Below are 22,794 nucleotides of genomic sequence, written 5' to 3'. Positions count from 1 at the left end.
TAATGGTTTTGCTTAGCATTTTGGCTTTAGTTTTATCAGCTGGAGCAAATTATACTTGGATTAGATAATATTTTAATTTATTAGCCGGAATGAGATATATTAGGAGATGAGTGATTTGAAACCAAATAAAAAAACATATATATACATAGGAATACTTTTCTTGATATCAATCATAGCTTATGGTTTCTTAATTTCAAGTTTTACAATTACAGATATAAAAATGCTATTATTTTGGACAATTCTTACAATTATAGTTGAGTCTTTACTAATACCATTAACAAATAATTCAATAGGAGTTTCTGTAGGATCTGCTATAAATCTAGCATCTATCGTAGTAGGTGGACCATTATTAGGTACTACATCATCTTTTTTAGGACTATTATTTAGATGCCCTAATGTCCCAGAATATGGATATACTCATTTATTCAACACTCCTTATTATGTTACAGTATTTAATATGTCACAGAGCATTATTGTAACATCTGTCATGGGAATTATATATATAGGCACTGGAGGTAAGATAGGAGAATTCTTTCTACCACAAACAATTTTAATAGTAATTTTAGGGACAATTTTTAATACTATAATAATATCTGGTTTAATGTCCTTATTAAATAAACAACAATTTATAAAAGTTTGGTATTCTAACATTAAAGGAACCTTTGCAAGTTCATTAGCTGTAGGTATTATAGGTATAATTATAGCATTGGCTTTTATAGGCTATGGATATTGGGCTGTTTTATTATTTTTTGGACCATTATTACTAGCAAGATATTCCTTTAAATTATATATAGAGACAAGAAATCTATATCTATCTACTATACAAGCTTTTAACTCTGCCATGGAGGCAAAAGACCCTTATACATCTGGACATGCCTCTAGGGTGGAAAGTTATGCTGTTAAATTAGCAGAGGCATATGGATTGTCATACGAGAAGATTCAAAATATTAAAAATGCGGCTATTTTACATGATATTGGTAAAATAGGTATCAATGATAATATATTAAATAAGGCTACAGCATTGACTCAAAAGGAATATGAAGATATTCGAAGGCATCCGAGTATTGGTGCAGAAATAATTAGTAAGGTTGATTTTTTAAAGAAAATTTCTGGAATTGTAAGATATCATCATGAAAGATATGATGGTAAAGGATATCCTGATGGATTGTCTGGAGATGACATACCTATGGAAGCCTATATATTATCCATAGCAGATTCTTACGATGCAATGACTTCAGACAGACCATACCGAGATGCTCTGACTAGGGAAGAGGCTTTACAGGAGATTATAAATAATGCTGGAACACAATTTCATCCAGATATTGCAGAAAAATTTGCAGATATCTTAAGAGAAAGGGAGTGATATCATTGTTTATTGAAGCTATGGTTCTTGGATTTATTGTAGCCATATTTAGAAAAGGAAGAATAAGAAATATAGGAAATATGCATATAAAGGGATGGTATTTGTTTCTTATAGCAGGACTTATTCAGGGATGTATATCTTGGTTGAAGGGCAGAAATCTTATATTAGGACCAGAGTTTTTTGATAAATATTTTGTCTATATTCTTTTGTTTACATACTTAATCATGATAGCAGGAGTTATTCTCAATATTAAGAAGAAATTTATGAAGTTTATTCTTATAGGAATTATGCTAAACTTTATAGTCATATTTGCTAACGGTGGTAAAATGCCGGTATCCTTTAAGGGATTTACAGGATATGAACATTATACAGAAAATATGCCAGAGAAATCCTTTGATATAAAACATTCTTTAGTCACAGAAGATACTAAGCTTGTTTACCTAGCAGATGTTATTGTAATACCAAGACCCTATCCTTTAGCTAGAATAATAAGTGTTGGAGATATTTTTCTGATGATAGGAGTTTTTTTGTTTTTTCAAGAGGCCATGGTCAGAGGAAGATGGAGTTTTCAATTATTTAGTTAAAGTATAAATATATATTTTTTGAAAATGTGATTTTATAAAATCAAAAGATAACAACATATAAAAAAATAATAGTTGACAAAATTATTTTTAAATACTATAATTTTGGAAAAGTTAAAAAATTCATTGATTGGAAAAAGTAAGCAATACTTGAAGGTCTAGAGAGTCGGGGATGGTGGAAACCTGATACGGATGGTCTGCTGAATGGTTCCATGAGAAGCGGTGTGAAATCTTAGGAGAGTATCATTAGCCGAGTGTCTTACGTTATAAAGACGGGGTATCGAAATATTATTATTTCCGTACCCTTAGAGTGAGATAGTCAACTATCTATATTAGGTGGCATAACGAAATTTAACATTTCGTCCTAGATATTAGGATTGAAATGTTTTTTTGTTTTATCATATAGGATATATGATTATCTAAAAAAGGTGGCAACACGGAGTGCTGAGCATTTCGTCCTTATATTAGGGACGGAGTGCTTTTTTTGTACTAAAAAAAGGGGGAATATACTATGTATCCAGATTATGAAGAATTTAAAGGATTAAGTAAAGAAAGAAAAATAATTTCCATTTCATTGGAAATAGATGGTGATATGGAAACACCTATTTCTTTATTTAGTAAGTTATGCAAATGTAAAAAGACCTTTCTATTGGAAAGTGTTGAAGGGGGAATTAAGTGGGGCAGATATTCTTATATGGGAAGAAATCCTTTTATGGAGATTATGGCCTATGGCAATGAAATTACAATAATTAAAGGGAATGAGACAATAAATAAAGAGGGAGACGCCCTTAAAATTGTGCAAGAAATTATGGATGAATATAAGATGGCTTCATTAGAAAGTCTAGAAGACTTTACAGCTGGAGTTGTAGGTTTTATAGGTTATGATTTAATAAAGAATATCTATGGAGTAGAGAATACAAATAAAGATAGCATAAAAACTCCAGATTTACATCTTTTATTACCTAAAGATATTATTATCTATGATCATATAAGACAAAGGATAAGGATAGTTGTAAATTTAGAAGTAGATGACTCCTTAAAAGAAATATATGAAGAAGGAGTATTGAAGCTAGAAAAAATAAAAGAAGAAATATTAGAAAATAAACTTTATATAGAAAAAGAACCAAGGTCATATCTGGAGGAAGTTAAATATACCAGCAATGAAACAAAGGAAAGTTTTATGAAAAAGGTTTTAGAAACTAAGGATTATATAAGAAATGGAGAAGTATCACAAGTGGTTTTATCTCAAAGATTTGATTTTCATACAAAAATTGATCCTTTTAGGGTTTATAGAAAACTAAGAAAATTAAATCCTTCTCCATATATGTATTATATAGATTTTGGATTTTATCATATAGTCGGGTCTTCACCGGAAATGTTGGTGAAAATAAATCAAGATAGAGTGGAAACCTGTCCTATTGCAGGGACAAGGGCGAGGGGTAAAAATTTAGAGGAAGATAAATTTTATATAAATAGTTTATTAGGAGATGAAAAGGAACGAAATGAGCATTTGATGCTAGTAGATTTATCTAAAGAAGATTTAGAAAAAATATCAGAGAATGGAAGCGTTGAAGTGAAGCAGTTCATGGAGGTACAAAAATATTCTCATGTAATGCATATAGTATCCCACGTAATAGGAAAAATGAAAAAGGGTTTAAATCATTATGATGTTATAAAAACTTGCGCACCAGCAGGAACTGTGTCTGGAGCAGCAAAATTAAGAGCATTAGAAATTATAGAGAAGCTGGAAAATGAGAAAAGAGGAATATATGCAGGGGCTATAGGATATCTGGGATTTAATGGGAATATGGATACTTGCATCGCCATAAGGACTATAGTATTCAAGGATAATATGGCATATATACAAGCCGGTGCTGGAATTGTTGCAGATTCAAATCCTGAAAGTGAATATGAAGAAACCTTAAGGAAAGCAAAGGTTCTTATGGAGTGTATTAGAAATGAGGTGTAAATTATGCAACTAGCAATAGATAAGGTTATAAATTATAGGGATTTAACAGAAGATGAGATGTTTGACGTAGTGAATACCATTATGGAGGGAAGAGCTACTCCCTCTCAGATAGGAGGAATCCTTGCTGGTCTCCGTATGAAGGGTGAGACCATAGAAGAAATCATTGGTGCTGCTAAGGTTATGAGGGAAAAGGCTATAAAAATTCAAACAAATAGTAGCTATACAGTAGATACCTGTGGAACTGGTGGTGATAAAAGAAATACATTTAATATTTCAACAGCATCAGCCTTTGTAGCAGCTGCTGCATCAGTGACCATTGTAAAACATGGAAATAGATCTGTTTCCAGCAAATGTGGAAGTGCAGATGTATTGGAAAGTTTAGGAGTCAATATAGATCTTTCTCCTATAGCTGTTAAAAAGTGTATAGATGAACTGCAAATAGGATTTATATTTGCTCCAAATTTTCATCAGAGTATGAAATGCGCTATAAATCCTCGTAGGGAATTAGGGATAAGAACTATATTCAATGTTCTAGGACCTTTAACTAATCCTGCAAATCCTAAAGGTCAAGTCCTCGGTGTGTTTAATGAAAATCTTACATCTATTTTGGCAAACGTTCTAAGGAAATTAGGTTTGAAAAGGGCTATGGTAGTCTATGGCATGGATGGATTAGATGAGATTACTATTACTGCAAAGACTAAGGTGTCTGAACTGAAAGATAATAAAATTCACGAATATTATTTAGATCCTAACGATTATGGTATCTCCTTCGCTAAAATTGAAGAAGTTGAAGGAGGGGACCCAGAAGAAAACGCAAAGATCTTGTTAAATATATTAAAGGGTGAGAAGGGACCTAAACGTGACATGGTTTTATTAAATGCAGGTGCAGCTATGTATGTAGGAAATGTAGTGAATTCTCTGGGAGAAGGAATAGACAAATCTAAGGAGATGATAGATAAAGGACTTGCATTGGAGAAATTAAATCAACTGATTAAACTTAGTCAGGAGTTGAGGAAATGATATTAGAGGAAATTATCTCTTTAAAGAGAATAAGATTAGAGATAGAGAAGGAGATTGTGCCTCTTGAAAAGCTGAAAAGCCAAATTAAAAACATGGATATCAGAGACTTCAAGAAAGCCATAGAAAACATAGGAAAATTAAATATAATAGGGGAAGTAAAGAAGGCTTCCCCTTCAAAGGGAATTATAAGAGAAGATTTTGACCCTATACTCGTGGGTAGAATCTATGACAAAAATCAGATGGATGCAATTTCTGTATTGACTGAAGAAAGCTTCTTTTTAGGAAAAGGTGAATATTTATCGATGATAAAACAAGAAACAAAAGTACCTATACTTAGAAAAGATTTTATAATCGATTCATATCAGATATATCAGTCCAGATTATTAGGAGCAGATGCTATTTTGCTTATTGCATCCCTCTTAACTAAGAGGCAATTAGATGAATTTCAAAAAATAGCTAAGGACATTAATCTTCAGTGCCTAGTCGAAATCCATAATTTAAAAGAGCTAGAAAAGGTATTAGATGCAGGTGCAGATATAATCGGGATTAACAATAGAAATTTAAAGACCTTTGAAGTAAAGCTTGAAACTACAGAAAAATTAATAGGCTATATACCGAAGGATAAAGTAATTGTTAGTGAAAGTGGTATTTCTAATAAAAGAGATATGGAGTATCTAGAATCCATAGGTGTAGATGGTGTTCTAATTGGGGAGAGCTTTATGAAATCTAAATCTATTGAGGATAAGATAAAAGAATTAAGAGGTGAATAATTTGGTAGAGATAAAGATCTGTGGATTGAGAAGATATGAAGATATAGATTATGTAAATGAATTAAGACCAGAATATATAGGATTTGTATTTGCAAAAAGTAAGAGACAAATTGACCCTTATATGGCAAGGAGATTAGTAGATAGATTAAATAAAGATATAAAAAAAGTTGGTGTATTTCTAAATCATTCTCTAGAAGAAGTAAAAGAAATAGAAAAACTTTGTCACCTTGATGTACTTCAATTCCATGGAGATGAAAGTTCTAGTTATTGTAGTTGTTTTGAGAATGAAGTATGGAAATCCTTTCTTATAAGAGATGAAAATAGCCTAGAATTATTAGAAAAATATAGGGTTAATAAGTATCTTTTGGATACTTGGATAGAAGGGGAAGCTGGGGGGACAGGAAAAAGGTTTAATTGGGAATTAGCTACAGAGATTGGTAAAACTAAGTCCATAGTTTTAGCAGGGGGATTATGTTCGGAAAACATCAGAAATGCTATAGGGATAGTTAGACCTGCAGTAGTAGATGTAAGCTCTGGAGTGGAGACAGAAGGATATAAGAATTATGGAAAGATAAAAGATTTTATAGAGAGAGTAAGGGGATGATTTATATGAATAAGAGGTTTGGACAATTTGGTGGGCAGTTCGTACCTGAAACTTTAATGAATCCATTGATCGAGCTGGAAAAATCATTTATTAGTATAAAAGATGATGAGAATTCTAAAAAGGAATATATGTATTATTGTCAAGAGTATTCTGGAAGACCTACTCCATTATATTATGCGGAGAATCTAACAAAAAAACTAGGTGGAGGTAAGATTTATCTAAAGAGAGAGGACTTAAACCATACTGGGGCTCACAAGATAAATAATGTAATTGGTCAAGTACTACTTGCTAGAAGAATGGGAAAAAAGAAAATAATAGCAGAGACAGGTGCAGGACAGCATGGAGTGGCTACAGCTACTATTTGTGCAATATTTGATATTTCCTGTGAAGTTTTTATGGGGGAGGAAGATATAAAAAGGCAAGGGTTAAATGTTTTGAAGATGAAAATGTTGGGGGCTAAAATAAACTCTGTGAGTTCTGGAACAAGAACCTTGAAGGATGCTACTAATGAAGCCATTAGGCATTGGGTCACTAATCCAGAAGATACTTTTTATGTAATTGGATCAGTAGTAGGACCCCATCCTTATCCTACAATGGTAAGAGATTTTCAAAGGATTATAGGAGATGAAGTGAAGGAACAAATTATGAAAAAGGAAGGTAGATTGCCAGATTATTTAGTAGCTTGTGTAGGTGGAGGAAGTAATGCAATGGGTTTATTCTATCCTTTTATTGAGGAAAAAGTAGAGATGTATGGTGTTGAAGCAGGAGGAAAGGGAATAGATACAGAATATCATGCAGCTAGTATTTCCAAAGGTAGATTAGGAATCATACATGGAATGATGACTTATTTGTTGCAGGATGAAAATGGGCAGATTAAACCAGTACATTCAATATCAGCAGGCCTTGATTATCCAGGGATTGGACCAGAACATGCATATTTTCATTCTATAAACAGAATTAAATATGTAGCTATCAATGATAATGAGGCAATAAAAGCTTTTCGATATTTAACTAAGACAGAAGGAATTATACCTGCTTTGGAAAGCGCTCATGCTATAGCGCATTTAATGAAGTTAGCTAGACAAATAGATAAAGAAGATATTATTGTAGTGAATTTGTCCGGAAGAGGAGATAAGGATATAGATACATTGTTTAATGTATTGGGGGAATTTGAAGATGGACAGTAGAATAAAGAAAAAGTTTGATGAACTTAGAGAGGGGAAAAGAAAAGCCCTAATTACTTATATTACATTAGGAGATCCTACATTAGATAAAACCATAGAATTAGTTTTGGCAATGGAAAAAGCAGGAGCCGATATTATTGAATTGGGGATTCCATATTCAGATCCTCTAGCAGACGGGCCTGTTATACAGAGAGCTTCATCAAGGGCTTTAAACCAAGGTATTAATGTGGAGACTATTTTTTCAATGGTGTCAACACTAAGATGTAAAACAGAAATTCCTCTGATTTTCTTGGTGTATTACAATACAGTTATCTCTTATGGAGTAAAAAGATTTTTAAGTAGATGTAAAGAATGTGGAATAGATGGTTTGATTATCCCAGATATTCCTTTAGAGGAGAGAAAAATATTAAACGAAATGATGAAGGCTTATTCTATTGATTTAATAGTCCTAGTTGCTCCAACTTCTCATAGTCGTGTAGAATCAATAGTTAAAGAAGGAAAAGGATTTATTTATTGCATTTCTTCAAAGGGCATTACAGGAATGAGAGAATCCTTTGATGAAGGACTGGTAGATCTCTTAGAAGAAACAAAAAAACATTCAAACATTCCTACAGTTATTGGTTTTGGTATATCTGATGTAAAGAGCATAAAGAAATTAAAGGATTTAGCTGATGGGCTAATAGTTGGAAGTGCAATTGTTAAAGAAATAGAGAAGGGAATAGAATCGGATAATATTGAGGGAAGAGTTTTTGAGTTTGTAAAAAGTTTAAAAGAAGCAATTGATGAGTAAGGGGGGAGGCTCATGGAGATAGGTCTTAATAAGGTGAATAGAATTTCACATCCAATAAACTCAATTATAAATGTCGGCAGAAATACCATAGGCGGTAAGGAAATAGCAATAATGGCTGGACCCTGCTCAGTAGAAAGTGAGGAACAAATAGTAAATATAGCTGAAAAATTAAAAACATCAGGGGCTGGTTTCTTAAGAGGGGGTATTTTTAAGCCAAGGACTTCCCCTTATAGCTTTCAGGGATTAGGTGAAACTGGACTAGAGATGCTAAAGATAGCCAGAGAGAAAACAGGACTTCCTATTGTAACAGAGCTTATGTCATTAGATTATTTAGATAAATTTATAGAGAATGTGGATGTTATTCAGATTGGAGCAAGGAATATGCAAAACTATCCTCTTTTAAAAGAGCTAGGTAAGATAAAAAAACCCGTACTTTTAAAGAGAGGAATGTCAGCTACTATAGAAGAGTTTTTGATGGCTGCTGAATATATTATGTTAGAAGGAAATGAAAATATAGTTTTATGCGAAAGAGGGATTAGGACCTTTGAAAGATATACAAGGAATACTTTGGATTTAAGTGCAGTTCCTATAATTAAGAAATTAAGTCACCTTCCAGTAATAGTAGATCCTAGTCATGCTTCTGGTTTGTGGTGGTTAGTAGAACCACTTTCAAAGGCTGCCATAGCAGCAGGGGCAGATGGACTGATCATTGAAGTTCATAATGACCCTATAAATGCAAAATGTGACGGAGAGCAATCTATAACTCCAGATAGATTTCAAAAACTTATGAAGGATTTAAAGGCTATTGCAAAACTCGAAAATAAACTGTTATAGCAAAGATTATTTCTTTGTTTAGACCATTAACCTATATATGGGAGGATATTCAAATGATTAGATTCTTAACATCAGGAGAATCTCATGGCGATAGTTTGCAGGGAATAATAGATGGGCTTCCAGCAAATTTATATTTTGATATAGAATATGTAAACCATGAGCTTGAAAGAAGGCAAAAAGGATATGGCAGAAGTGAAAGGATGGCTATAGAAAAAGATGAAATAAAAGTTCTATCTGGAATCAATAATTCCTATACCACAGGAAATCCAATATCCATTATAATTAAAAATAGAGGAACTGATGTAGAATTAAGAGAAATAACAAGACCTAGGCCAGGTCATGGAGACTTAGCAGGTTCCTTAAAGTACAATCAAAAAGGTGGTAGAAATACTTTAGAAAGAGCTAGTGCTAGAGAAACAGCTATGAGAGTTGCATTGGGCAGTATATGTAAGTTGTTATTAAAGGAATTCAATATATGTATATATAGTCATGTAGTTAAAATTGGAGATATTGAAACTTCAAAGGATAATTATAATAATATTAGTAAAGAGGAATTGTTAAAAGTAGATGAATCTATTGTGAGAGTCTTAGATAAAGAAACTGAAAAGCTTATGATAGAAAAAATAGATAATATAAAAAAAGAAGGAGATGCTTTAGGTGGAGTTATAGAAGTAATAGGGATGAATATTCCTGTAGGATTGGGAAGTTATATCAGCTGGGATAGAAGATTAGATGGAAAGATTGCTTATGGTATAATGAGCATTCCCGGAATAAAAGGAATTGAATTTGGGTTAGGATTTAATACATCTAATAAGCCTGGCTCAAAGGTACATGATGAGATATACTATGATATAAATGGATACTATAGGAAAACCAATAATTCAGGGGGAATTGAAGGGGGAGTTTCTAATGGAGAAGATATAGTATTCAGAGCAATTATGAAACCTATTCCTACCCTGAAGAAGCCTTTGAATACTGTAGATATGGAAACAAAAGAGCATATTCATGCTCAGGTTGAAAGGACGGATGTTTGTTCTGTACCTTCAGCTAGTATTGTTGCAGAGAATATGTTGGCATATGTATTAGCTAATGAGATGATGATAAAGTTTGGTGGAGATAGTATAGAAGAACTTAAATATAATTTTGAAAACTATATGACTAGAGTAAAAGCGCAGTAATATTATGAAGAGTAATAGAGAGTAGATATAAGATAAGACTAATTCTACTATGATTCTGAATTTGGTCTGAAATTTCATATTGATCTTTAAAAATAATTAAGAAAAAGTATTAAATTTAATACTTTTTCTTAATTATTTTCAATTTTATTGAATAAATACATCAATATCACTAGAGTGTATTAAAGCGATAAAATGGCATAAAGATTGCATTGTAAATTATTAGATATAAATATTACTTTTGACTATAAGAAATTATAACAAAAGCCAAATATAAGAATATCACGTATGTTGAAGTATTTCTCACAAGGTAAGTTTTTAAAATTAAGATTTTTCCATTTCAAATTATATCTTTCAGACTCAGTTCCTTAGCGTATAGTTTAAAAAAATGTAATTTAAAGATTGTTAAAACATGATCTTTAATAACACTGTAAGATAACTATTGTAATCTCTATTATTTAATATCATCAATTATTGAATTAATTGGCATATCCTTATTATTTTCAAGATTATAAAAAACAGAGTGATTATTTAGAAGTTGTTTTGAAAGTACGAAGAAAATATTCCGAATATTCGAAAAACAAAAAGAGTAATAGATTTATATTTTCAATTATAAGCATTATTTATCAAAGTTAAATGGTATTGAGATTATCGAGAAATTTATTAGGAAAAGAAACTGTAGAAAAATCATGAATATTATCTCATGAAATCAGTGAGGAAGAAAATATAGCAATTGAATTTTAACTATATTATCCAAGGAGGTGACTATTGTATTTTCATCAAGGGTTATTTATAAAATAAAATTATTTTAAAGGAGAGGATTCTATTATGGAAAAAACAACTGGTAAAGATCGAAAAAAAGGCAGGCATAAATTATATAAAATTATATGCTTGTTTTGCATTATTGTTTTATTATTAAGTAATGTTTTCAGTGGCTCAGTTTTAGCAATAAATGATAATCTCAATGCTTCATCAGTATCAAATCAACTACCTATAGGAAAAATAGAGAATAGAGAAAAAAAAGAGAGTAGTGTATTTTCAAAAGAAATTACAGATGATTTATTAGCAATCAAATCACCTGAACCGCCACAGTCGGAATCTATTGACCAAAGTTTCCAGGATATAAGATCATTTGCTGCAGGGGAAAGCACCTACTCAATGTCTTATCTAAAGACATTAAATTATACTGATTTAGTAAATCTGCTAGTTACTCTTAAATACAGTGATATTACAGATTTATTTCAATATAGCCAAGACGCATATGAATTTTATTCTAATCAAAGTCGTATGGAAACGCTTATTGATGCAATAAACATTCGTGGAAGACAATATACAAGTACAGATAACAAAGGTATACCTACACTTTGTGAAGTAGTTAGAGCAGGCTTTTATTTAGGATTTTATAATAGTCAATTAAGTGAGCTTAATAGTAGAGATTATCATGATAAATGTTTACCTGCAATAGTTTCAGTTATGAATAATGTTAATTTCAAATTAGGTACAGTACAGCAGGATGATTTAGTATCTTCCATAGGTCTTCTTATGTGGAACGGCTCAACCAATGTAGATATAATCAACCGTACTATTCCTATATTTCAACAATTTCAATCAAATATAAATAACTATATAAATGATAATGCAAAAGGAACAGCTATTTATAACTTAGGTGGTGGTATAGAATATGACATTAATGAAGAACTTTATAATGGAGTTATACCATCAAAAACTATTTGGTATGGCAGAATTGATGATTTTATAACAGAAGTATCGAATATAGCGCTATTAGGAAACTTTAATTCAGATAATGGATGGCTTATAAATAATGGACTATACTGGATGGGAACATTAGGGAAAGTTCATAGCAATCCAAGTGAAGGAAATAGAGTCCTCACACAGGCAATGAGCTCCTATCCGTATTTAGGGGAAGCGTATTTTCAAGCTGCTTCATCTATAGTAGATAATTATGATGGATTAGATTATTATGACAGAAGAATAGATATTAAGAAAATCACACAAGATGGAATAAATAAATACCTGCCTAAAAAATATACTTTTGATGATGATAAATTAATCATATATGCTGGAGATGATGTTACAATTGATAAAGTTAAAAGGCTATACTGGGCTTCACATGAAGTTAGAGCGCAATTTTATAGGAGCATAGGAAGTGATACTCCCCTTGAAGCCAATAATACTGATGAAGTATTGATATGTTACATTTATAATAGTCCTCATGAATATGGTATGAATAGATATTTGTTTGGACTAGATACTAATAATGGTGGTATGTATATAGAGAGCTGGGGATCCTTTTATACCTATGAAAGAACTCCTCAAGACAGCATATATACATTAGAAGAGTTATTCCGTCATGAATTTACTCACTATTTACAAGGCAGATATTTGGTCCCTGGTATGTGGGGAGAATCAGAAATTTATAATAATGAAAGATTAACATGGTTTGAAGAAGGTGGAGCTGAATGGTTTGCGGGTTCTACTCGTACTGATGGGGTTGTTCCAAGAAAAACTATGGTATCCAATATTGGAAGAGTGGAAGATAGATATTCCTTATCTAAAACTTTACATTCATCATATGATAGTGGTTTTACTTTTTATACCTATGGTTTTGTTGTTTATAATTATATGCATGAAAAGAATAGGGATATGTTGGACAGTTTGAATAATGCTGTAAAGACAAATAATGTAAGGGAATATGATAACTTAATAAGCCAATATAGTAATGATAATCGATTAAATGCAGAATATCAAAATCAAATGCAATATTTAGTAGATAATATAAATATTTACTATGTTCCCCTTGTAGCTGATGACTACTTAGAAACCCATACAAGAAAAGATCTAGAGTCAATATACTCAGATATAACTTCAGTTGTGGATCTGACAGATATAACAATAACCCAATCACAATCAGAATTTTTTAAAACATTTACATTACGTGGGACATATACAAAAGCAACATCTCAAGGACCTATAGCAGATTGGGAATACATGGATTTAATGGCGAATGAATCTTTAAACACACTTACATCTTATCCATGGAGTGGGTATGAAACAGTAGTATGCTACTTTACAAATTATAAAGTGAATTCATTAGATGAAGCAGAATTTGACGTAGTATTTCATGGAATACTTACAGGTGATGGGACAATACAGGTGAACAATCCTCCAGTAGCAGAAGCAAATGGACCATATGTTGTGACGAAAGGTGAGGAGATAAGCTTTAGTAGCATGGGTTCTAAAGATAGTGATGGGACTATAATATCATATCTATGGGATTTTGGAGATGGTAGTACAAGCACAGAAGTAAATCCAAACTATACCTACTCAACAGCAGGTACATTTACAGCAACTTTGACAGTAGTAGATGATAAAGGAGAAAGAAATACAGATGAGGCACAGGTAATAATTAATGAGCCTGAAATTAATCCTAGTGATGGAATCACATCTGAGACTGAATCAAATGATACATTTGATAATGCAAATGGACCTATAACTGCTGAACTCACAGTATCTGCGGAGATTCATGGTAATGACAATGTAGATGTGTACTATTTTGATGTAATCTCCAATGGACAGGTTGATATCAATGTAACACCAGACAGGGATTTGGGAATTAGCTGGATGCTTTATGAGGCATCAGATACTATAAATTATGTAGCGTATCCTACTTCAACGACAGGTGGGAGATTAACAGGTTCTTATGATGCAGCAGCAGGTAGATATTATCTTTATATATATAAATATTCAGGAACAGGTTCATATACAATAGATGTTAACGGACCTCTTAAATAGACCGTAGACTAAATGTCTCTTTATGCAATCAAAAAACAAGGATTATAAAAATTTACTCAACTAATACTGCAATATTAATTATTTAGTTGACTAAATATTTCTGTTAGAGTATAATATATTATCAAATAAGGAAAGATATACTAAAGGTAAATTAGACTAGATATTAAGTTTGACTGTTGAGTAAACTCATGTTAAAAGTGTGGAAGGGAAGAGTAGGACTAAGATTATTCTATAGAGAGCTGGGTTAGGTGAAAGCCAGTGATTAAGATTATTCCGAAGATGGCCCCGGAACTTTACAGCCGAAGATTTTAGGCTGTAACGGAAGCAGCCGTTACACTGCAAGGTTTATTATAACCTAGTAAGATTTAAATCGCAAGATTTAGATAAATTAGAGTGGTACCGCGAAGATAACCTTCGTCTCTATATAGAGATGAGGGTTTTTTTATGACCTAACACAACGAACGCTAGTGAGTTGATGTAGGTCAAACGCAATGAGCACCAAATCTATACAAGCGTAGCGAGTAAATAGATTTGAGTTGCGAAACTGCGAGAAGTAAACAAATAAAAAACAATGCACAATGCACAATGCACAATGCACAATTAAAACAGCGACTGCAGGTCGCAAAAAAATACCCGACAGCTAGACCCTAACAATTGTGAATTGTGAACTGTGAATTGTGCATTGAATAAACGGGAGGTAATAAAGATGAAAAAATATTATTTAACGACACCAATCTATTATCCATCTGATAATCTGCATATAGGTCATACTTATACTACAGTAGCAGCAGATGCTATAAAGAAGTTTAAACAAATGCAAGGATATGACGTATATTTTGTAACAGGCTCAGATGAGCATGGTCAAAAGATTCAGGAAAAGGCTAAAGAAAATGGAGTTACACCAAAAGCTTATGTAGATAAGATAGTGGCAGATATAAAAGAATTATGGAAGACTTTAGAGATAGACTACGATACTTTCATAAGAACTACAGACTCTCATCATGAAAAAGCAGTTCAAGAAATATTTACAAAACTATATGAAAAAGGTGAAATATATAAATCAAAGTATGAAGGACATTATTGTACTCCATGTGAGGCATTTTGGTCAGAATCTCAGCTAATAGAAGGAAAGTGCCCGGATTGTGGTAGAGAAGTTCATCTTGCAGAGGAGGAAGCATACTTCTTTAAACTTTCAAAATATAGGGATAAACTATTAGCATTTTACGATGAAAATCTTGAATTCATTCAACCTGAATCAAGGAAGAATGAAATGGTGAACAATTTCTTAAAAGATGGCTTAGAGGATTTATGTGTATCCAGAACTAGTTTTGATTGGGGGATTAAGGTTCCATTTGACCCATCTCATGTAGTGTATGTATGGATAGATGCGTTATCATGTTATATTACAGCTTTAGGGTATGGCAGTGATGACAATAAGAACTTTGAAGACTTCTGGCCTGCAAATGTACATTTAGTAGGTAAGGAGATAGTGAGATTCCATACTATAATTTGGCCGGCACTTTTAATGGCAATGGAGTTAGAATTACCAAAAAAAGTATTTGGTCATGGTTGGATATTATTTGAAGATGATAAAATGTCTAAATCAAAGGGAAATGTAATATATCCAGAGCCAATAATTGAATTATATGGCATAGATGCCTTCAAATACTTTCTTCTTCGAGAATTTTCTTTTGGTCAAGATGGCTCTTTCCATAGAGATAAATTCTTACAAAGACTAAATTCAGATTTGGCAAATGATTTAGGAAATCTAGTTAGTAGAACAGTTACTATGATTGAAAAATATAATGAAGGAATAATTCCTTCTCCAGTTAAGGAAGGAGAATTTGACAATTCTCTAAAAGAAACTGGAATAAATGCAGCTGCTAAAGTAGAAGAATATATGGAGAGATTAAACTTCTCTAATGCCTTAGAAGAAATATGGAAGTTGATTAGAAGAACCAATAAATATGTAGATGAAACTGCACCATGGATACTAGCAAAGGAAGAAGATAAAGAAAGATTAGATACAGTATTATATAATTTAGCAGAAAGTTTAAGAATAGTATCTATACTGATTAAACCATTTATGGAAAAAACTTCAGTAGAGATAAGAAAGCAACTTGGATTAAAGAATGAAGTATCATGGGATGATGCTAAGGTCTGGGGAATACTAGAAGTAGGTACAAAAGTAGAAAGAGGAAATATTATATTCCCAAGACTTGAAATAGAAAAGGAATTAGTTAAACTAAATGATGCAAACCAAAAGCTCATAGATTCAAGAAACAAAGGAAAGAAGGTTGATAAAGTGGAAGAAGTGAAAGAAAAAGTAGAAGAAATTACAATAGATGATTTTGATAAAGTAAAATTAAAAGTAGCAGAAGTTATATCTTGTGAAAATCACCCTAAAGCTGATAAACTCTATGTATTGCAATTAAAATTAGGTGAAGAACAACGCCAAGTAGTATCAGGTATAAAAGAATATTATTCACCTGAAGATTTAGTGGGTAAAAAGGTAGTAGTAGTCACAAACTTAAAACCTGTGAAATTAAGAGGTGTAGAATCTAAAGGAATGATATTAGCTGCAGAGGATAGTACTGGTAAACTTAGCTTAGTATCAACTTTGGAGGATCTACAATCAGGTGCTACAATATCATAAGGAGAAATAATTATGCTTATAGATAGTCATGCACATCTCGATGATAGAAGATTTGATAATGATAGAGATATGCTAATTAAAAATTTAAAAAACAATGGAATAGAAATGGTTATAAACATAGGGGCAGATTTACAATCTAGTATTGCTTCGGTGTCTTTAACTGAAAAGTATGATAATATATATGCAGCAGTTGGTATACATCCCCACTCTGCAAAAGAAATGGATAACTCAACTATTGAGATATTAAGGGCCTTTGCTAAAAGGGGTAAAGTAGTAGCTATAGGAGAAATAGGATTAGATTTTTACTATGATAATTCTCCTAGAGATATACAAAGAAAATGGTTTAGGGAACAAATTAATCTTGCAAAGGAAGTAGATTTGCCAGTAGTTATTCATACTAGAGATGCTGCGGAGGAAACTTTTAATATATTAAAGGAAGCTCAGGACGGAACTTTAAGGGGAGTATTACATTGCTATTCTGGCAGTGCTGAAATGGCAGCAGAATATATAAAAATGGGATTTTATATATCCCTAGCTGGGCCGGTTACATTTAAAAACGCTAGGGTAAGTAGGGAAGTAGCTAAAGTAGTTCCATTAGATAAACTCCTTGTAGAAACAGACTGCCCATATTTAACTCCTGAGCCTTATAGAGGGAAAAGAAACGAACCAATATTTGTAAAATATGTAGCAGGAACCATAGCAGAAGCCAAAGGAATATCATTTGAAGAGTTGGCAAAGGCTACAAATAGAAACACTAAGGAATTATTTAAAATTCGTTGAATCTTAAATAATTCAAATGCACAATTCACAGTTCACAATGCACAATTGTTGGGGAATGTTTTTGGGGTTTTTTGACCATAGTTTACTACTTTCATAATTGTGAACCGTGAATTGTTAATTGTGAACTGATTAAAGGGGTTGTTATATTGATAAAAGAAGTAATAGTAGTAGAGGGAAAAGATGATATTACTGTTGTCAAAGCCGCATTAGATGCAGAAGTTATCGCAACAGGTGGGTTTGGCTATAAGAAAGAATTTATTAAGACTCTTAAAAACATAGCAGAAAAAAGAGGAGTTATTATCTTAACAGACCCAGATTATGCTGGAGAACAAATTAGAAGGGACTTATCTAAACATATTAAAAATTGTAAGCACGCATTTTTGCCTCAAGGAAAAGCTTTGAAAAAGGGAGATATAGGAGTAGAAAATGCAAATAAGGAAGATATTATTGAGGCAATCCTAAAAGCAAGGCCAAGTAGTATAGAAAGAAAAGAGGAGTTTACAAAGGAAGAGATAACGGCCCTTGGATTAGCGGGTGGACCAAAGTCAAGGGAGAAAAGAGAAAAATTGGGAGAGATATTAGGTATTGGATATTCAAATTCTAAACAATTTCTTAATAGGTTAAATAATTTTGGAGTAACTAGGGAAGAGTTTGGGAAAGCTTTGGAAAGGATTGAAGAAGACTATGGAAGATAAGAGGCTTTATTCTCCTAAGTATGTAAAAGAAATTTTAGAAAGATATGGATTTAAATTTTCAAAATCTTTAGGACAAAACTTTCTAATAGATGGTAATATTGTGCGAAAGATAGTAGATGAGGGAGATATTACATCAGAAGATTATATAATAGAAATAGGTCCTGGCATGGGTACGTTAACTGAAGAATTAGCCCTAAGGGCAAAGAAGGTTGTAGCTATTGAGATAGATGATACTTTATTACCGATATTAGATGAAACTCTTGGAAAATATGATAATGTAGAAATAATCCATGGAGATGTATTAAAAATTGATATAGAAAAGCTAATAGAAGAAAAATTAAGTGGTGGTCCCGTAAAAGTAGTAGCAAATTTACCTTATTATGTGACTACACCAATAATAGCAAAGTTAATAGAAGATAATTTAAATTTACAGTCTATTATAGTCATGGTTCAAAAGGAAGTAGCCGAAAGGATGGAGGCAGGTCCAGGAGGAAAGGAATATGGAAGTCTTTCTGTATTTGTCAATTTTTATAGTAAACCAGAAATAGTTGTAAAAGTACCAAAGACTGTTTTCATGCCTCAGCCTAAAATAGATTCAGCCGTTATAAAGCTTGAAATCAAAAAGGAACTACCAGATGTAGATAAGGATAAATTTTTCAAAATAGTCAAAGCTGCTTTCTCAAAGAGAAGAAAAACTATACTAAATTCATTATCTACCTATGGATTTAATATTGAAAAGGAAACTATAAAAGAAGCTCTAGAGAAGCTAAATATCAATGTTAATACAAGAGCAGAAAACTTATCTGTAGAAGATTTTATAAAGATTAGTAAAACATTGCCCCCATTAGACATATAATTAAATAAAGTGTAAAAAGGGGGTAAAATTATGCCGTCATCATTAGCATATACAAGGAAGTTTATAATACTGAAGAAAGAACTTTCTACCATGGCTGGAAGAAACCCAAAGGGTCATTGCAAACTAGAGATAAAGGGTCCTAGAGGAATTGTCACAGTAAATATTGAAAATGCAGAAGTAGATAATTTCTATAATGTTGTATTTATCTCTAAGGATAAATCACATTCAGTTTGGGAACTAGGGAAAATATTTACAGATGATATAGGAAGAGGAAAAGGAGAATATACCTTTATACAGAGAGAATTAGAAGCTAAGAACTTTCAAGCAGACAAAATATCTGGTATTCTAGTAATGAGAGATGGAGAGGTACTCCTTGGAGGGTATCTGGATAAAGAAGATGGCACCATTGAAAGATACATAGAATCCGTACCTTTTAAATCTCATATTCAATCTATATCTGAGCCAGCAACAGAGATAGAACAACATATAAAAGGATTAGCAATAGAAGAATTAGCTAAAGAAGTAATCGAGCCAGAAGAAGTACAAGAAATAAGCATACAAGAAGAAGTACAAGAAAGAATAAAAGAAGAAGAAACTAAAGAAGTAGAAAGTCCAGAGGAAATACAAGATGTGAAGATCCAAGAAGTTGAAAAGCCAGAGGAATTACAAGAGGCAGAGATCCAAGAAGTTGAAAAACTAGAGGAAGTGCAAGAAATAGAAATGCAGGAAATTAAACCAGTTGAAGAACCTATAAAGATAGGATCTACACATGAGTCTATATATAATGTACCTGCATACGAGCAAGCGTATGAGGTACCAGTATATAATCCAGCATATGATATACCAGCTACTGAGCCTATAATAGAGAAACAAGATGTTGAGGTCGTACAACATGAATTATCAGAGGATATACCTTTAGAAGAAAACATAGAAGTAAAAAATGAAGATTATATTCAAGAGAATTCCGATGTTAAGTTTGATTTAGAAGATTTAGATGAAGAATCAATGGAACCAGATTATAAGACATTAGACTATATAAGAAAATTAAACCAAAAAAATCAAACAACTAATTATGTATTGAGTATTTTAAGGTTTTTCCCTTATATTGATCCTTTTAAATATAACCTAAAAGGATATAATTGGTGGATAGTAGAATTAGATAAAGAAAATGAATATAGAGCTTTTCTTCCATATTTTTCATACATTATTGGAGGAAATAATAAAGAACCCTATAACAATACTACTACTACTACTTGCAATCAACTGATGAGTAAGTATGGACATTATTTATTTGGACTATACAATGAAGGAGAGGCTGTTAAATACTTCGTATATGGGATACCAGGTGAGTTTACTACAGATGAGCATCCATACAGAGGAGCTAATGGATTCAATACTTGGTACCAAGGATTACATGTAGAAGGATATTGGATTATATATATAGATCCAATGACTGGAAGACCCGTGCATCCTGTAACTCCAATGATGCCAACGGATTAAAATTAAGATAATGGGAGGCTAAAATGATGAAAGAAACAAAAGATAAGCTAGTATGTGTAGGTCATCTATCAGATGAAATATCGCTTAAAAATCTAAAGAAAAATTTAAATAGTGAGGAAGAAATATATCTTTTATCTAATATGTTTAAGGCATTATCAGATCCTACCAGATTAAAAATCATTTATGTCTTATCCAAGTCATCTTTATGTGTATGTGATATTGCTAATATACTTGAAATGACCCAATCAGCTATATCTCATCAGTTGAGGATTTTAAGAGATATGAAATTGGTCAAGTTTAAAAAGGAAGGTAAACTTGTTATCTATTCATTAGATGATGAACATGTGTTGGAGCTGTTTGAACAAGGATTAAATCACGTGAAACATAAATAACGCCCACGGGGCCCTCTTAGGAGGGAATCTGTGGGTTCAATTTCCTTTTCTATAACATTTTGAGCATACAATGTCTGCTGCTTCAGCAACTTTTGCTAATACAGATATTCTCCGTTGACGTTCTAATAAGAAAGCTTTTTTATCTGCTTCTGTTGTATCATATTTAAAATAATGGGTTGGTAGATTATTTAAAGCAATGGATTTAATATCATGTATACATTTTTCCTCATTGCAGATTTTATAACTGTTTTTTATTTCATTGAAAATCTCATCAACTAACAATTCCATATAGTTTTTTATCATTAGTACCATCCTTAAAATTTAATTTGACATACGAAATATTATATTATTTATAAATATTATTGTCAATTTACATACAGCTAATAAGTATTAATTCTCATATCTATGATTATTTTAAATAACTATGGGTAAAATATTATCGTAAAAGCTATTGACTTTTATACCCCCGTAGGGTATAATTGAATTAGTAGTATATTAAAGGAGGAATTAAAATGGCTAATGTAACAGTTTATACAAGTAATACTTGCCCATATTGCGTTTCTGCTAAAGATTATCTAAAGGAAAAAGGTATAGATTATACTGAAAAAAATGTTCAAACAGATAAAGATGCTAGAAAAGAATTAATGGCTATGGGACATATGGGTGTACCCGTATTAGTTATAGACGGTGAAGAAGTAGTAGGTTTTGATAAGGAAAAAATAGATAACTTATTAGCAAAATAAACTATAAAAAGGAAGAGCTACATTTTGTAAGCTCTTCTTTTTTGTTAGTCGGCATTATGCATTTAATGCAGCCATTAATTTATCTAAATCTAAGCCATGTACCATAGCAGCTTCTTCTAAGCTTTCCATTTGGCTTGACGGACAACCTACACAGCCCATACCAAATCTCATAAGAATTTCTATTGCTTCTGGTTTTTTTCTAATTAATTCACCAATTAGCATATCTTTAGTAACTTCCATACTCTCAACCTCCTTTTTAATTCTTACTAATATAGTAGCATATCTTTTATTTCCTTTCTAGTATATTTATATGATTTCACAAAATATAAAAATTATTTAATAATTTGCTGTATAAAAAAATCTATTATTGGAGATTATTATATCAGGAGGTGAAGTTATGGATAATGACGATAGAAACAGAGATCAACATAGGGACAGGGACAGAGATAGGGACAATGACTTTAATATTGGGGAAATGCTTATAAGAGTTTTGGTGACAGCAATAGTAGTGGCTATAGCAGCATATTTTACTCCAGGCTTTACAATAGATAGTATATGGAGTCTATTGTTAGCAGCAGTAGTAATAGGAGTACTGGATCATTTAGTCCAAAGGTTTACTGGTGTAAATGCCTCACCATTTGGAAGAGGAATAACAGGATTTCTAGTTGCTGCAATTATTCTTTATGTTACCAAATTTATAGTTCCTGGATTTAATATATCTGTATGGGGAGCTATAATAGGTGCTCTAGTAATAGGTATAGTAGATGCAATAATACCAGGAAGAGCAATGTAATATAACTGACAATTAAAACCGTAAGAAAAATAAAAATATGATGAACAAATGATTAATGATTAAGATTAAAAACCGAGATTCTTTTCTATCTTTGAAGTGGTGATATATAATCACTTATAAAGGTAGAGGATGGGTCTCGGTTTTTATTTTGATTAAAAATTTAATGATTAGGGTAATCTATAATGACCTAAAACTTTATAGATAAAAATAATATTTAATGTTTACAAATACCCTATATGGGTATATAATATATAAAGAAGAATACAATGAAGGAGG

The 22,794-nt window shown here is 31.9% G+C and carries 21 protein-coding genes and 1 other annotated feature; of the genes, 19 read left to right on the top strand and 2 right to left on the bottom strand.

Translation table 11 applies throughout. The annotated features are described in order from the left end of the window. The first annotated feature begins 115 nt into the window (after positions 1–115). The 17 genes from KQI38_RS14195 to KQI38_RS14115 all read left to right on the top strand — a co-directional run bounded on the left by KQI38_RS14195 (position 116) and on the right by KQI38_RS14115 (position 20,982). The gene (locus tag KQI38_RS14195) at positions 116–1,363 is read left to right on the top strand and encodes an HD-GYP domain-containing protein (RefSeq protein WP_216560587.1); all 1,248 of its coding nucleotides are present in this window, start codon (positions 116–118) and stop codon (positions 1,361–1,363) included. A 5-nt stretch (positions 1,364–1,368) separates the two neighbouring features. Then, positions 1,369–1,947, top strand: coding sequence for a DUF5317 domain-containing protein (locus KQI38_RS14190; protein ID WP_216560585.1), 579 nt, complete (start codon positions 1,369–1,371; stop codon positions 1,945–1,947). A 508-nt stretch (positions 1,948–2,455) separates the two neighbouring features. Continuing rightward, entirely contained in the window at positions 2,456–3,913 is a 1,458-nt protein-coding gene (trpE, locus tag KQI38_RS14185) for an anthranilate synthase component I (protein ID WP_216560584.1), read from the top strand. A gap of 3 nt (positions 3,914–3,916) precedes the next feature. Then, on the top strand, positions 3,917–4,933 hold the full coding sequence (trpD, locus tag KQI38_RS14180; protein WP_246565851.1) for an anthranilate phosphoribosyltransferase: 1,017 nt from the start codon (positions 3,917–3,919) through the stop codon (positions 4,931–4,933). Further along, positions 4,930–5,703: an indole-3-glycerol phosphate synthase TrpC gene (trpC, locus tag KQI38_RS14175; RefSeq protein ID WP_216560582.1), complete on the top strand. Its 774-nt coding sequence runs from the start codon at positions 4,930–4,932 to the stop codon at positions 5,701–5,703. Before trpD ends, trpC begins: the two co-directional genes overlap by 4 nt. 1 nt (position 5,704) lies before the next feature. Next, positions 5,705–6,307 carry a phosphoribosylanthranilate isomerase gene (locus KQI38_RS14170; RefSeq protein WP_216560579.1) on the top strand — a complete coding sequence of 201 codons (603 nt, stop codon included), beginning with the start codon at positions 5,705–5,707 and terminating at the stop codon, positions 6,305–6,307. Positions 6,308–6,312: 5 nt separating this feature from the next. Next, on the top strand, positions 6,313–7,494 hold the full coding sequence (gene trpB / locus KQI38_RS14165; protein WP_246565850.1) for a tryptophan synthase subunit beta: 1,182 nt from the start codon (positions 6,313–6,315) through the stop codon (positions 7,492–7,494). Then, positions 7,484–8,281 carry a tryptophan synthase subunit alpha gene (gene trpA / locus KQI38_RS14160; RefSeq protein ID WP_216560576.1) on the top strand — a complete coding sequence of 266 codons (798 nt, stop codon included), beginning with the start codon at positions 7,484–7,486 and terminating at the stop codon, positions 8,279–8,281. The genes trpB and trpA overlap by 11 nt, the downstream gene beginning before the upstream one ends. Before the next feature lie 12 nt (positions 8,282–8,293). Beyond that, complete coding sequence (aroF, locus tag KQI38_RS14155) at positions 8,294–9,115, top strand: 3-deoxy-7-phosphoheptulonate synthase (protein ID WP_216560575.1); 822 nt, start codon at positions 8,294–8,296, stop codon at positions 9,113–9,115. 53 nt (positions 9,116–9,168) lie between these two features. Next, positions 9,169–10,293, top strand: a complete 1,125-nt coding sequence (aroC, locus tag KQI38_RS14150; RefSeq protein ID WP_216560573.1) for a chorismate synthase — start codon at positions 9,169–9,171, stop codon at positions 10,291–10,293. Positions 10,294–11,118: 825 nt separating this feature from the next. Then, positions 11,119–14,103 carry a collagenase gene (locus KQI38_RS14145; protein ID WP_216560571.1) on the top strand — a complete coding sequence of 995 codons (2,985 nt, stop codon included), beginning with the start codon at positions 11,119–11,121 and terminating at the stop codon, positions 14,101–14,103. 191 nt (positions 14,104–14,294) lie between these two features. After that, positions 14,295–14,528 (top strand) — a binding site (T-box leader). Positions 14,529–14,809: 281 nt separating this feature from the next. Further along, on the top strand, positions 14,810–16,759 hold the full coding sequence (gene metG / locus KQI38_RS14140; RefSeq protein ID WP_216560569.1) for a methionine--tRNA ligase: 1,950 nt from the start codon (positions 14,810–14,812) through the stop codon (positions 16,757–16,759). Positions 16,760–16,771: 12 nt separating this feature from the next. Next, complete coding sequence (locus KQI38_RS14135) at positions 16,772–17,539, top strand: TatD family hydrolase (protein ID WP_216560567.1); 768 nt, start codon at positions 16,772–16,774, stop codon at positions 17,537–17,539. 146 nt (positions 17,540–17,685) lie between these two features. Beyond that, a complete protein-coding gene (gene rnmV / locus KQI38_RS14130) occupies positions 17,686–18,234 on the top strand; it encodes a ribonuclease M5 (protein WP_216560565.1) in 549 nt (182 codons plus the stop codon). Next, positions 18,224–19,090, top strand: coding sequence for a 16S rRNA (adenine(1518)-N(6)/adenine(1519)-N(6))-dimethyltransferase RsmA (gene rsmA, locus KQI38_RS14125; RefSeq protein ID WP_216560718.1), 867 nt, complete (start codon positions 18,224–18,226; stop codon positions 19,088–19,090). Before rnmV ends, rsmA begins: the two co-directional genes overlap by 11 nt. Before the next feature lie 30 nt (positions 19,091–19,120). Next, a complete protein-coding gene (locus tag KQI38_RS14120; protein WP_216560557.1) occupies positions 19,121–20,590 on the top strand; it encodes a ring-infected erythrocyte surface antigen domain-containing protein in 1,470 nt (489 codons plus the stop codon). A gap of 26 nt (positions 20,591–20,616) precedes the next feature. Next, positions 20,617–20,982: an ArsR/SmtB family transcription factor gene (locus KQI38_RS14115; protein WP_201259740.1), complete on the top strand. Its 366-nt coding sequence runs from the start codon at positions 20,617–20,619 to the stop codon at positions 20,980–20,982. 36 nt (positions 20,983–21,018) lie between these two features. Here the strand turns inward: KQI38_RS14115 and KQI38_RS14110 are convergent, their stop codons facing one another. Beyond that, positions 21,019–21,285 (bottom strand): late competence development ComFB family protein, encoded by a 267-nt coding sequence (locus tag KQI38_RS14110; protein WP_158220060.1) that lies wholly within the window; start codon positions 21,283–21,285, stop codon positions 21,019–21,021. A 209-nt stretch (positions 21,286–21,494) separates the two neighbouring features. On the opposite strand from KQI38_RS14110, the gene KQI38_RS14105 reads away from it, so the two are divergent. Beyond that, positions 21,495–21,725: a glutaredoxin family protein gene (locus KQI38_RS14105; RefSeq protein ID WP_216560555.1), complete on the top strand. Its 231-nt coding sequence runs from the start codon at positions 21,495–21,497 to the stop codon at positions 21,723–21,725. Positions 21,726–21,779: 54 nt separating this feature from the next. Here KQI38_RS14105 and KQI38_RS14100 read toward each other — a convergent pair whose 3' ends face one another. Next, complete coding sequence (locus KQI38_RS14100) at positions 21,780–21,965, bottom strand: DUF1858 domain-containing protein (RefSeq protein WP_094900397.1); 186 nt, start codon at positions 21,963–21,965, stop codon at positions 21,780–21,782. Positions 21,966–22,122: 157 nt separating this feature from the next. Here KQI38_RS14100 and KQI38_RS14095 point away from each other — a divergent pair, with 157 nt between their 5' ends. Further along, positions 22,123–22,518, top strand: coding sequence for a phage holin family protein (locus KQI38_RS14095; protein WP_094900398.1), 396 nt, complete (start codon positions 22,123–22,125; stop codon positions 22,516–22,518). The last annotated feature ends 276 nt before the right edge of the window (positions 22,519–22,794 follow it).

The organism is Tissierella carlieri, assembly GCF_018917285.1.
Taxonomy (GTDB): domain Bacteria; phylum Bacillota; class Clostridia; order Tissierellales; family Tissierellaceae; genus Tissierella; species Tissierella carlieri.
This window is presented reverse-complemented; position numbering and strand designations above follow the sequence as displayed.